The following is a 13,056-nucleotide window of genomic DNA, read 5'->3' on the forward strand; positions in this document are numbered from 1 at the left end:
ATTCCCGACCGGGATCGGGAATCCAGCGAGCAATGAATGCGTTAGCATTCCCGCCGCCGGGCAGATCGCCAGGGGCCGGGAACCGGCGCGATGATCTGACAGACGAACATGTCCGGTTCTGGCCGTTGCATTCCCATCTGACCGTCCAGATGACCTTGCGGATGGCGATCAGGCCGCCACCAGTTCGCCCTCACGCACAGCCAATGCGACAACTTCAACGTGCAGCCCTGTGATCACGTCCTGGCCGGGGTGATCTCCGAACGTCGTGACATCGAACGCCGAACAGTGGCGGAGGTCGGCCATGGACATATAGGCTTTGTGGATGAAGTTGGCGGAAAGCTCTTCGCCAAAGGTGCCGTATTCCAGCTCTTCGGCTTGAGCACTGTCGGTAAGGAAGCGCTGATAAAGCTCGGCAATGACCGGCTGCATATGCGCTTCGATGTTGCGGACCTCACGCATCATGCCCACGATTTCATCATCAATCGCTTGCTGGTCGTTGAAGAATACGGTGCCGGTGGGGTGCGCAATCTTGTTGCGGCGCTTCACAAACTTCGCGAATTCGCCAACCTGATCGTTGTTGCAGCCAATCAGCTTGAGAAACCGGAAAATCTGGGATTCCTTCAACTTGTCATAGAATTTGAAGGGGCTGTCGCACTCGGTGATCTTACCTTCGTCGTCGGCGCGAAATCCGACCATGGCCATGTGGAACGCCTCAGGTCGGGCCATTCTGATCTGCCAGATCGAGAAGCTGACAAAGCTCATATAGAGCAGATGAAATGCCAGGCTGGCGAACTCATAGCGGCCCTGCTCATAGTTGCTCTCGAACGCCGACCACAGGAACTCCAGGTAGCTCTGCTCGTTCGCAGCCGCCATCGAGTAGGGGAGGTATTCGTTGAGTTCGAGCGCCTCCTCCATCAGCCGACGCCCTCCGCAGCCCCACCCCAGACGCGGGCGATCGCAGCGTCGATCTTCTTTTCGAGGCGTCCGATGAGTTCGCGGTTGGCCGTGACCAATGCCCGTTCGGCCTCGATTTCCGCGACGATGGCTTGCTGTGTTTCGAGAGGTGGAAGGGCCACTTGGTAGTCTTTGAGCAGGCTAAAGTGCCTTCGGTAGCCATCGGTCGGCAGCGGGTAGGCTTGGAGGAAATAAGCGAGGTAGGCTGGGCTCAAATCGCCGATTGGCTTCAATATTTTGATGCCGTCCGCACCCTGTACAAACGGTTGATCGACGAATTTGATGACGCAAGTGTGGTCACCGAATACCACCAAGCCATCAGCAGGATCGATCACTGCATCGGCACTGTCGGTCCAAGCCGCAATGAACTCCTGCGATTGGTCTATGATCGGAAACTGGCCAGATTCGCGGTACTCACTGGTTTGCAGCTTCGCAGGCGGAGTGACCGTTGTCGCTATATCCTTTATCGCGCCAACCGGCCACGCAGGATCGATGGGGATGTGGGGGCGGTAGTTTTCGAGAACGATGCGGGCGCCGTCGATGACCTTCTGATACCCCTCGATCTCGGCAACAATCTCCAGCTGCACCTCCAGCGGCGGGAGGGGGATTTTGTATTTTTCATACACATCGGTTCGGTTGAGGCCTGGAATGCCTGCGCCTCCCCGAAGCGAAGGAAGGTCAAGTGAGCGCAAAATAGAATAGAGGTAACGTAAGTCTGACGCCGCGGGGTTACGCTGCTTTACATAGTATGTTGTATCGATTGGGTAGCAATTATCTTTAACCCAAGTGACTTCCCCGGCCGATCCTTTCCGGCCAACAACAATGGCTGGGCCTTCGACCGTATATTCATCATGATAACCGGTAACGCCGTTCGATCCCATGACTAAGAATGGGCCATCGCGACGATCAGATTTTGGAAGGCTAGAGCCATATTCCAGAGTGCAGACATCGTCGAAACGGAGCATTGGGAAGGCCGAAGTCCGTGCTTCGTTGTCCCGATAACGCTCCGCGCTGAGATTATACTCCCCGCCTAAGGCAATCCGCGCCCTCTCCACTACAAAGCCCAGCGATGACTCCAGCACCGCGTCCCAGCCGCTTCGCATCGCCCCAAGCCAAGCACTAAGTTCAGCCTTCACTTGGGGCAACTGGCTGCCCTTCGCCGCGCGCCGCTGTGCGCCAAGGCCAAAGCCATCATTCTCGATCTTGAAAAACGCAATGCTGTCGCTGGCCTTGGCCGCTGCACGGTCTAGGATCAGGATCGAGGTCTTTACCCCGGAATAGGGATTGAACACGCCTGCCGGCAGCGAGATGACGGCGGCCAGATATTTACCCTCCACCAGCACACGACGCAGGTCGCAATAGGCGCCCTGGCTTTGAAAGATGATCCCTTCGGGCACGACGATCGCGGCGCGCCCATTGGGGTTCAGATGCTCCGCCATATAATCGACAAACAGCACTTCGCTGCGTTTCGACGCCACACCAAACCGGTTGTGCGGCTTGATCCCGCCCTTTGGCGACATGAAGGGCGGGTTGGCCAGGATCACGTCCGCCGTTTCGCCCCATTTGTCGTCGCTGGTCAGGGTGTCGTATTCCTCCACCTTGGGATCGACAAAGCCGTGGAGGTACAGGTTCACGAGTGACAGCCGCACCATGTCGGGCGAAATGTCATAGCCCTTGATATTGGTGGCCAGCCGTTGCCGATCATCGGGCGTCAGCAGGTCGCCGGCATAGCGCAGCGGGCTGTCCAGCGTTGCCTCTGCGGCGTCAACTTCCGCGCCGGTGCCGTCTGTGCCGGCGATGTCGGTCGAGTTGGCCTTCAGGATATGTTTGTACGACGAAATCAGGAATCCGGCGGTACCGCAGGCGGGATCAAGGATCACTTCGCCCTTTTTCGGGTCGATGATGTCAACCATGAAATCGATGATGTGGCGCGGGGTGCGGAATTGTCCGGCATCGCCCTGGCTGCCCAGCACTGACAGCAGATATTCAAAGGCATCGCCCAGCCGTTCGCTGTGGTCATAGGCAAAGCCGTTGATTTCCCGCAGAAAACTGCGCAGCGTTTCCGGATCGCGATAGGGCAGATAGGCATTGCGGAAAATGGTGCGGAACAGTTCGGGGATGCCCGGGTTTTCGACCATCTTGGTCAGGGCTTCGGTATAGGTGTTGAGCATTTCCTGCCCACCCACGCCCGGTGCGACCAGTTTGGCCCACGCGTACCGTTCGAACTCGCCTGCGAAAAATGTGCGGGTGCCGCCCATCTCCTCGGATTCAAGGTCCATGTCGTCCATGAACTTGTAGATCAGCGCGATGGTGATCTGTTCGACCTGGCTTTTGGGATCGGGCACTTTGCCGACCAGGATGTCACGACAGGTGTTGATGCGGCGTTTGGTATCGGTGTCTAGCATCGGGCGCTCTTACGGCAGGAAGCGGTTCAGGGACACATAGTCCTTGATATATTCCGGGATGCCGCGAATCCACGGCTTTGGCACCGCTTTCAGGTCCTTCATGCCGAAAATCGGGTTCACGTTCAGATTGGTGAAGTGGCCATCATCGACGCTTTTGCGCACGCCGGCGTCCTTGATATAGGCATCGAAATAATAGCGCATCTGGGTGATCCGGTCGGCCTGTTCAGGCTTTTGATCGAGCAGGAATTTCTGAAATTCGTCGTCGATCAGCTCATCCCGCGATTTGAAGCGGGGGATATGGCCGAAAGCCTTTTCGATGATTTCGCGCACGGTCAGACGGCGATCCAGCCCGACCGCGCGGCGCAATTTGTCCAGCGTGAAGAAATCGTCGGGCTTGTCGAACAGGTGTTCGATCACGCGGCGGGTGGCGGCTTCCCAATTTTGCTGTTCAACCATTGCCGCCAGCGTCGGGTCGGCGCGGACGATGTCTTCGAATTTCTGGAACAGTTCGCGGTCGATCCGCATCCCTTCCGGCCCGATCTGCTGTTCGCGCTGGGTGGCGATGCTGTCGGCCTGAAAGGTTTCGAAGGGTGTGAAAGTGCGGGTTGGCGACTGCACCGTCGAACCAAACTGTTGCGCTGCTGGTCTGGGCAGTGTCAGTTCTTCATCATACTGGTATTTTTCTTCGAAATATTCACAGTTGGCGAAGAAATCGAACAGGCGGAATTGGGTCTTTTGCAGCGTCGCCATCGCTGTCTTGCGCACAGGATCGCGCATGTCATCGGCAAAGGCGTGTTTGCGCGTGCCGCGCCCCTTCATCTGCACGAAGTCTGACGGGCCAAAGATTGGACGCATCATCGCCAGATTCAGGATATCTGGGCAATCATAGCCCGTGGTCATCATGCCCACGGTGACACAGACGCGCGACCTGCTGGTGGCATAACTTTCATCGAACCGGCTGCGCCCACCCAGATTGTTGTTGGCGAACTGTATCGTCATGGTCTGGGCAGTCGTCACCTCACTGGTGACCTGCATCGCAAAATCCGACTGGTATTTGCCCGGCCAGATTTCATCGGCCATTTCATTCAGGATCTGGGCGATTTTTGCCGCGTGGTTCTGGCTGACCGCAAAAACGATGGCTTTGCCGAATTCACCCGTCACGGGATCGCGCAGGCCATGCTTCATGAAAGTTTCGCAGAACACTTCGTTGGTGGCATCGGCAAAGAACTTTTTTTCAAAGTCCCGGCCGGCGAAGGCCTCTTTCACCTCATTGCCGTTTTCGTCGGTCGTTTCGACCTGGAACCCTTCGTCCGACAGCAGCTGGGTGGTGATCTCGGTTCTGGCATCGACGACATAGGGGTTGATAAGAAAGCCGTCGCGCACCCCATCGAGCAGCGAATAGCGAAAGGTCGGCTCGCTGCCTTCGCAGCCGAAAATGCGATAGGTGTCGATCATCGTGCGGCGTTCGGTTTCGCGCGGATCTCGGGCCGCAGTGCTGTTCCGGGACTGTTTCAGATAATCCTTGGGCGTGGCCGTGAGCCCAAGTTTATAGCCGACGAAATATTCAAACACCGCGCGCGCATTGCCACCGATGGAACGGTGGGCTTCGTCGGAGATGACAAGGTCGAAATCGGTCGGGGCAAAAAATCGCCTGAATTTGTCGTTGAACAGCAGCGATTGAACGGTGGTGACGACGATGTCGGCCTTGCGCCAATCGTCGCGCCGCTCCTTATAAATGACGCAGGTGAAATCGTTCTTCAGCAGCGCCTTGAACGCCTTGTCCGCCTGCGTCTCCAGTTCGATCCGGTCGACCAGGAACAACACACGGCGCGCGTTCCCGGTTTTGAGGAACAGCTTGATGATGGCGGCGGAGGTGAGGGTCTTGCCGGTGCCGGTCGCCATCTCGAACAGGAAGCGGACATCGCCCTTCTTCGCGGCGCGCTGGACCGCGTGAACGGCTCTTTTCTGGTAGCAGCGAAGGAATCGCAGCTTGGTCTTATCGATGAAGGCTGGGCGTTGAGCTTCGTCCTTCCATCCTGCCTCATTGGCGTAGCCCGGCATCTGGGTAAGCGCGATGAAGTCGTTATCAACCAGTTCATTGGCCAGGCGATCGGCATCCGGCTGGAAGGCATCGTGATCCTTGATCGCGTCCGGGCTGGGAAACTTCGTGATGACGTTGGGATTGCCCTGCTTCAAATCCCACAGGTAGTGGATGTTGCCATTCGACAGAATCACAAAGCGGGCATTTTGCTCACGCGCATAACGACGCGCCTGCTCCTTGGCGGCCAGCGGATTTTTGCCCTCGGACTTCGCCTCCAGAACGATTAGCGGGCGGCCGTCGCGGTCGAGAAGCAGGAAATCTATGAAGCCATTCTTGGTGGTCTCGAAATCATCGCCCAGGGCATCGATCTGCGTTTCGGTGATCTTGATGTTCGGTTCAAGAACGATATTGGCAGGCCCGTTGGTATCGTCAAAAAACCGCCAGCCTGCCTCTTCGAGCAGCCGGTTGATCTTGATCCGTGCCGTAGCTTCCTTGGCTGCCAACGCTATCCTGCCCGATGAGATTTGGCCTGTCGGAGTAGGCAATTCCACGGACTGTTGAAGGATTCGCGTCGGGTGCGCAATGGCCGGTGGTGTTTCAGCTTGAATTTCGCCACCTTTGACGGTGGCGCCTAATCCCCCCGCGCATACAAATCGGCCAGGTATTGGTCCAGAAACCGTTCCGACCGGTCATCGCTTTGTTTTTTCAGCGCGACCTGGGTGGTGGTGATGCGGCTGCCATAGCGGGCGAGGTAGCCGTTCAGGATGCCGGGGTGGGCCAGCACGTCTTCGTAATGGACCACATAGGGGGTGACTTCGGCGCGGGCGAAGAAATCCTGCCACAGGCGTTCGTGCAGGGCCAGTTCGCGGGCGCAGGTGTCGATTTCGGCGAAGGAATATTCCAGGTCGGGTTCGGGCTGGTCGGTATAGATGTGCCAGCGGTCGGTGCGTTTGGCGCGCCAGAAACTGATCGCCTGGCGGAAACTGTCGCGCCGGCGCACGAACAGCCATTGCGCATGGGGAAAGGCATTGGCCAGCACCAGCGATGCATCACGCGGGGTACCGATTTTCTGCGCCAGGTTGTTGCGGTGCGGCCACATCAGTTTTGTGGGGAAGCGGCCCCAGGCAAACGGCGCGATGATCGCATCCAGGCCGGCGTCGATCGCATCGACCTGCCAGATGTCGTTGAACCGTTCCTTGCCCAGGCCGGGCAACCCGTTGTCGCCCAGCAGCGCGGCGATGAACGTGCTGCCCGACCGGTATGTGCTGGCCAGCAGCGCGCAATCGGTAATGCCGTGCCGGGCAAACGCGGCATGCAGCGCGGTTGGCTGTGATGCCCGCGGCATGGTCACCGTCTGCGCCCGGCCCGCGGCATCGGTCGCGTCATCCATGGCGGTGGTACCAGTCGCGCAACATCTGGCCAAAGCCATAGGGCGCGGTCGATGCGGCGCAGCTGCCGGCCCAGGCGTCAAACGTGGTGGGCGTGGTGAAATCCGGACCCGCCATCAGCGTCCAGGGATAATCGAACGCCCAGCCGACCATGCCCAGGTGCCGGTCCCACGCATAGGCCAGCAGGTCGTGCACCACGGCCGGCGCATCGCCCTTGCACCCGGTTGGCCGTTCATCGGGGCGGCGCGACAGCGCGAATTCGGTGATCATGCAGGCATTGTGCCGGCAAAAATCGCCGAAATAGCGGTCGCGGCCTGCCGCGGTTTCAAACTGCAGCATGTTCGCGGTCAGATAGGGATGCACGCCATAGACCATGCGGTGATCGGGGTCGGGCACCATGGGTGCATGGTCCAGCCGGTGCGCGCCATCGATCCCGCCGACCACCACCACCTGGCGGTGGAACCCGGCGGCGCGGATGGTGGCAATCACCGGTGCGTGCGCCGCTTGCCATTGCGCCCAGCGATCGGCGGGGATGTCCGCGACATAGACAGGCATCGGCATCGGTTCGTTGAACACATCGAAGATCAGCCCCGCATCATCGCTGGGCAGCGCCACGCCGTCTGGCGCGGGCGATAACAGCGCGTGCCATGCATTCTGTGTGCCGGGGCCGGGCGTATCCGGTTGGCGCGGGGCACCGGCGCCGTTTTCCCATTGCATCGAAATCATCACGGTCAGCCCGGCGTGGCGCAGCGCCATGACCGCCGCGATCACTTCGGCGCGATAGTCCGGATCATAAATGGCGTGGGCGGGGTCCAGCCCCGGCTGCGACACTTCGATCGCGGCGGTGTCGGCGCCAAACTGGCGGATGCGCAGGGGCAGATCGGCCGACCACAGCGTTTGCGATTCACGCAAGTGTGGCCCGATGATGGGGCGGTGGATGACGCGGGGTGGCACCAGCCGACTGGTGAGTTTCACGCCCCGCATGATCCACGGGTGGCCATCGCGCCGCAGCGTGGTGCCGGTCAGGGTTATTTGGCCGGGATCGAGCGATGGTGGCGACGCCACTGCCGGGCCAAATCCGGCGATCGCAGCGACGACGAGAGCGGCGTGCAGGATTATGGTCGGCGGCTTCATCACCTCACGACACCGCGCGGTAAACCTGCGCCAGCCGTTCGCGATAGGCGGTGCGGCTGAATTTCGCCGCCTGTACCCGGCCGCGCGCGGCCATGTCGGCGCGCAGGGCCTCGTCCCCGTCGATGGTGCGCAATGCGCGTGCGATCGCGCTGGTGTCATAGGGGTCGACCAGCAGCGCGGCATCGCCCGCGACTTCGGGCAGACTGGCGGTGTTGGATGATATGACCGGTGTGCCCAGCAACATCGCCTCCAGCACCGGCAGGCCGAACCCTTCGTAGATTGACGGGAACAGCGTGGCGCGTGCGCCGCGGATCAGGCTGACCAGCAGTGAAAACGGCGCATAGGGAAGGATCATCACGCGTTTGCGGGTGAATTCGTCGTTTTCGATGGTGCGGCGAAACACGATGTTTTCATCGTTCAACAGCCGCAATTCCTCGTCCGATTTCCATGCCATCGCGCCGACGATCACCAGCGGCGCGGTCACTTTGCTGGCCAGATAGCCCTCGATCATCCGCCCGATGTTCTTTTTGGGCTCGATCGACCCCCAGAACAGGTAATAGCCTTTGTAATCGACCCCGACCGTGCCTTCGACCTCACGCGCCACTTCCTCATCGCTTTTGGCCAGGAATTTTTCGGGGATGTCGACCGATTGATAGGTGTTGGTGATGCGGTGTTCGGGAATGCCGACCAGGTCGATCAGATCGCGTTTCGAACATTCCGATACCGTGATGATATGGTCGGCAACGCGGGCAATCCGCTTCATCAACCGCAGATAGAACCGTTTGTTGTCGAGCGTGGTATAGGGCAGTTTCAGCGGTACAACATCGTGCATGGTATAGACATTGGGCCGCCCTTTCAGCCGGATCGGCAGCGGGTATGTCCAGTGCGCAATATCCGGCCGGTCGGCCATCGACAGCCGGGTCAGCATTTTCCACGTGCCAAAGGTGGCGTGGCTGCGCGCGAACACATGCGGCGAATTGACGATGCGGTCGAAATACGGCAGCCGCGCGCTGAACGTGCGCGAAACCACCCGCCCGCTGATCGGCACATCGAACGCATGTTGCCCAAATGGCCCGATCAGCCGGCTGCGCACCGCCTCAATCGCGGCGGCGATGCGGTCACGATCGCCATGGTTGGCATCGAAAAACGCGATTTCGCGCATCAGCGCGTTGCGCGAAGGGCCCGCGCCATAGCCATACAGCACCTCCACCCCGTGGCCCATGGCGTGGAGCTCATGGCTCAGATTGCGGGCATAGGTCGCCACCCCGGTGCCTTTTTCCAGGCCCAGATTGCGCCCGTCGATCATGATGCGGGTCATCGCTGGTCAGCTTTCGCGAAAGGTCTGGGCGCGGCACAGCATGGCATCAGCGCTGCAACACCAGCATGACGTCATCCTGCGGATGGCCCGACAGCACGGCATCGGCATCACAGGCGACAGTACCCCGATCAACATCGATCCGCGCCAGCGAAAAGCCCGGCGCGGTCAGCGCCTGCAGAAACGCGCGCGGATCGCGATACCGCTCCGGCGTGAATTCCAGCACGACCGTTTTCAGCGTTTTTGTCGCCAATAACCCGGCCATGCCGGCCCAGATCTTTTCCTCTGATCCTTCGACATCGATCTTCGCCAGTTCGATTCCGGCCCAATCGGGATTGGCGTCCAGCCGCACGCTGCCGACCACCGCGGCATTGGCCGGCACCGGGTCGGCAACCGGGGCGATAAAGCCATTCTTGGGCTCGCCCGGGGGAACCACCAGCATCACTTCGCCCGCACAGTCGCTCAGCGCGATGCGGTGGATCACGGCGTGGCCCATGCCGTTGACGGCCAGCGAATTGGTCATCAATCCATGCAGTCGGGGGTTGGGCTCAAACGCAAACACGCGGCCCGCCGGCCCCACCAGCTCTGCCATCAACAGCGCGTAATAGCCCACGTTGGCGCCGATATCGGCGACCACCATGCCCGGTTTCACCAGCGCCGACAGCACTTCGGTCACCCACATTTCCCAATACCCGTCAAGCATCAGGTGGCTGGCCAGCCCGATATCACGCGTATCGACAAACACCTTGTACCGCCCCAGCACCCGGCACAGCACGGTATGGTCGCCCAGGTACACGCATCCGGTGCGCGCCCGATACTGCGCCTCATTCAACGCGCGTTCTGCGGGCAGCAACGGTTCGGCGCGCAACAGCGGCAGGGATACCGGTGGCAGCGCGGCCGCGCCGGGGGTCGGCAAGGGCGGCGGATCACTTTCGCCAGGTTCGGTCGACATAGGGGCTCCAAACAGAACGGGTGGCAATCGGCATCGGGATGGCGCGCGGGTCAGGCACAAGTTGGCCAGGCACGTCCTGTTCACGGCGGGGTCCACCCGATCAGGTCCTTGAACAGGGCATAGGCGTCCTCAAAGTGGTCGTGAAAATGCATCCGGCCATCGTGCAGCACCGCAAAATGGTCGCAATGGTCGCGCACATAGGCGGCATCGTGGCTGACGATGATCATCGCGCGGTGCTTGCGCTTTTCGAACAGTTCGTGCTGGCATTTCTGGGCAAAGCGCACGTCGCCCACCGCGCTGATTTCGTCGATCAGGAAACAGTCGAATTCGATGATCATCGACAGCGCAAAGGCCAGCCGCGCGCGCATGCCCGATGAATAGGTGCGCACCGGTTCGCGCAAATAGGGCCCCAGTTCGGCAAATTCATCGACCGCGACAATGTTGCGTTCAAAATCCGAATTGTAGATGCGGCTGATGAAACGGACATTGTCGCGCCCGGTCAGCGCGGTCTGAAACGCGCCGCCGAACGCCAGTGGCCATGAAACCGACATGCCGCGATCGACAGTGCCGGCATCGGCGCGTTCCGCCCCGCTGATCAGCCGGATCAGCGTCGATTTGCCCGCGCCATTGCGGCCCAGCACGCCCAGTTTGCGTGCCGGCGCCAGATCAAAGCTGATATTGTCCAGGATCGTGCGCTGCCCGCCACGCACCGGATAAGTCTTGGTCAGGTTGCGCACGCGGATCATTCGATCACGATCTGCGGCGCCACCAGGCGCAATTGCAGCAGCGCCACAAAGGTCAGGATCAGCGTCACCGCGATCACATAGGCCACATCATAATGGGCATGGGCCGATGCCCCGAAATACCCCTCGCGCACCATTTCCACCGCATGCACCATCGGCAGCAGCAACACATAGCCCTGCGCCTCATGCGGCAGGGCATCGACCATGAACGCCGCGCCCGACAGCGGAAAGGTCAGATAGGACAACGGGTGCCACAGCTTTTCCACCAGCTCGCTGCGCACCGACAGCGCGCCCAGCAGCAGCGCCAGCGCCATGCCGAACCAGGCCAGCAGCGCCCATCCGCCGATCACCTCGGCCAGGTTTTCCGGCAGATCGGTCCACCCGATCAGGTGGAACAGCAGTGCCAGCGCCAGGAACGACATGGTCGCGCCCGCCAGCTCCAGCAACAGCCGCGCCAGCAGGATATCGGGCATGCGGACATCGCGATGGTACAGCAGCGGCAGATTGGGGGCCAACGCGTTGATGCACCGCCCTGGCATGTTCCGCCACAGCAGCACGCTGGAATAGCCGGTCAGCGCAAACGCGGTGATCGGGATGGTGCTGCCATGCACCGTTTTGGTCAGCGTCCACAGCGCGGTGACGCCGATAGTAAAGATCATCGGTTCGACAAACAGCCACAGAAACCCGATATTGTGCCGGCCATACCGCGTCAGCACTTCGCGCATCAGCAGCGCGGTGATCACGCGGCTTTGCACCGCCAGCGATTGTCGCAGGGTCGGCCTGTGCCCGTCGCCCGCCAGTGTGGCACCCGCCATCACGATCCATGTTCCCGAATGCCGGCGATCAGCATGGTCACCACGCCCCACACAATCAGGCTGAAAATCAGCGTGGTGCCGATCGCGCGGGCGCGGCGCGGTTCCATCGCCCGGTCGGGCAGGCCCGGTTCGACAATCCGTTCGACATAGCTCGATTTGCGGGCGGCATCGGCCTGCGCCGATTCCAGCGCAGCCTGTGCGGCGGCCAGCCGTTTGTTGGCGAATTCAGTCTCCAGCGACAGCCGCTGAAAAACTTCGCCCGCCGCCGCCAGCGATTTTGACCGGTTGCCCGCCGCCAGCCCGGATTGTTCGGCAATGCGCGCCTCAATCTCGCTGATCCGCGCGTCGATCGCCGCAATCTGCGTGCTTTGCGGGGCGATCGCGATCAGCTGGCGGCGGTCGCTGCGCGCCTCGATCAGTTCATCCTGCAACCGCGACACCAGCGCGTACTGGATCGGCGCCTGCTTTTCAGGATCGACCACGCCGGCGGTGTTGCGGAACCGCGCCAGCGCAGCGCCGGCATCGCGCGCGGCGTCCCTGGCCGCGATCACTTCGCGTTCGGAACTGGTGATCAGATCGCGGTGCGCGCGTTCGCCGATATGGTTGACCGTGGTTTCCGCCAGCTGGAGCAGTTGCGCATTGAACCGATGGGCATCGGCAGCGGTATAGGCGCGCACGGTCAGCACGGTGATGCCCACCGCGGTATCGGTATCCACCCGCACATGCTGTTGATAATACGCGTAAAGATCTTCGAACGAACCGGTCAGGCCAAACGGATCAAACCGGTCGAGCCGGGCGATTCCCGGCCGGGCAAAGGCGTGGGCAAAGGCGTGATCGTGGTTGAGCGCGCCCAGTGCATCGCGGGACAGCAGATAGCTTTGCGCCGCGCTGCTTTCGGGCGTGCCATGGTTCAGCGCCGCATTATTGAGCAGCAACCCCAGCGCGGTGGGCGTGGCGCGGTCCTGGCCGCGCACGATGAACCGCGATTCCGCCACATAGACATCCGACGCGAACACCCCGAACCACAGCGCCGCGATCAGCGTGGGCAGCACGACGCACACCACAAAGCTGGGGCGCAGCCACCAGCCCCGCTTGGCCTGCGGCAGTTGTTCGGCGGTATCGGTCATGGCCCCCTCTTTCACGGTCAGGCCCCTGGCATAGCCGTGCCGGCACGCGCCCGGCGATCCGCAACACCCCCGGAATGGACCGATAGCTACGTAACGCGGCCCGCGACTGCGCTAGTGTTGCCCGTGCCGGTCGACCCGATCGGCACGGGTGGCGCGCGGTGCAATCGCTGCGCGCGGCGGCA

Annotated in this window: 10 protein-coding genes; all 10 read right to left on the reverse strand. The window is 61.0% G+C overall.

The features are described from left to right. Positions 1-168 precede the first annotated feature (168 nt). The 10 genes from ABWP89_RS05090 to ABWP89_RS05135 all read right to left on the reverse strand — a co-directional run bounded on the left by ABWP89_RS05090 (position 169) and on the right by ABWP89_RS05135 (position 12,874). Positions 169-915, reverse strand: a complete 747-nt coding sequence (locus ABWP89_RS05090) for a hypothetical protein (protein ID WP_353227681.1) — start codon at positions 913-915, stop codon at positions 169-171. Beyond that, a complete protein-coding gene (locus ABWP89_RS05095; RefSeq protein ID WP_353227682.1) occupies positions 915-3,359 on the reverse strand; it encodes an N-6 DNA methylase in 2,445 nt (814 codons plus the stop codon). The genes ABWP89_RS05090 and ABWP89_RS05095 overlap by 1 nt, the downstream gene beginning before the upstream one ends. A 9-nt stretch (positions 3,360-3,368) precedes the next feature. Further along, the gene (locus tag ABWP89_RS05100) at positions 3,369-5,903 is read right to left on the reverse strand and encodes a DEAD/DEAH box helicase family protein (protein ID WP_353227684.1); all 2,535 of its coding nucleotides are present in this window, start codon (positions 5,901-5,903) and stop codon (positions 3,369-3,371) included. Between the two features lie 128 nt (positions 5,904-6,031). After that, a complete protein-coding gene (locus ABWP89_RS05105; protein ID WP_353227685.1) occupies positions 6,032-6,790 on the reverse strand; it encodes a Stf0 family sulfotransferase in 759 nt (252 codons plus the stop codon). Further along, positions 6,783-7,922, reverse strand: a complete 1,140-nt coding sequence (locus ABWP89_RS05110) for a cellulase family glycosylhydrolase (RefSeq protein ID WP_353227687.1) — start codon at positions 7,920-7,922, stop codon at positions 6,783-6,785. Before ABWP89_RS05110 ends, ABWP89_RS05105 begins: the two co-directional genes overlap by 8 nt. Positions 7,923-7,926: 4 nt before the next feature. Beyond that, positions 7,927-9,240, reverse strand: a complete 1,314-nt coding sequence (locus ABWP89_RS05115) for a glycosyltransferase family 4 protein (protein WP_353227688.1) — start codon at positions 9,238-9,240, stop codon at positions 7,927-7,929. Between the two features lie 46 nt (positions 9,241-9,286). Next, on the reverse strand, positions 9,287-10,189 hold the full coding sequence (locus tag ABWP89_RS05120; protein WP_353227690.1) for an FkbM family methyltransferase: 903 nt from the start codon (positions 10,187-10,189) through the stop codon (positions 9,287-9,289). An 80-nt stretch (positions 10,190-10,269) separates the two neighbouring features. Next, positions 10,270-10,935, reverse strand: a complete 666-nt coding sequence (locus ABWP89_RS05125; RefSeq protein WP_353227692.1) for an ABC transporter ATP-binding protein — start codon at positions 10,933-10,935, stop codon at positions 10,270-10,272. Further along, the gene (locus ABWP89_RS05130; RefSeq protein ID WP_353227693.1) at positions 10,932-11,747 is read right to left on the reverse strand and encodes an ABC transporter permease; all 816 of its coding nucleotides are present in this window, start codon (positions 11,745-11,747) and stop codon (positions 10,932-10,934) included. Before ABWP89_RS05130 ends, ABWP89_RS05125 begins: the two co-directional genes overlap by 4 nt. Continuing rightward, complete coding sequence (locus ABWP89_RS05135; protein WP_353227694.1) at positions 11,747-12,874, reverse strand: KpsE/RkpR family capsule polysaccharide export protein; 1,128 nt, start codon at positions 12,872-12,874, stop codon at positions 11,747-11,749. Before ABWP89_RS05135 ends, ABWP89_RS05130 begins: the two co-directional genes overlap by 1 nt. Positions 12,875-13,056: the final 182 nt, after the last annotated feature.

Source organism: Novosphingobium sp. (genome assembly GCF_040398825.1).
Lineage (GTDB): Bacteria > Pseudomonadota > Alphaproteobacteria > Sphingomonadales > Sphingomonadaceae > Novosphingobium.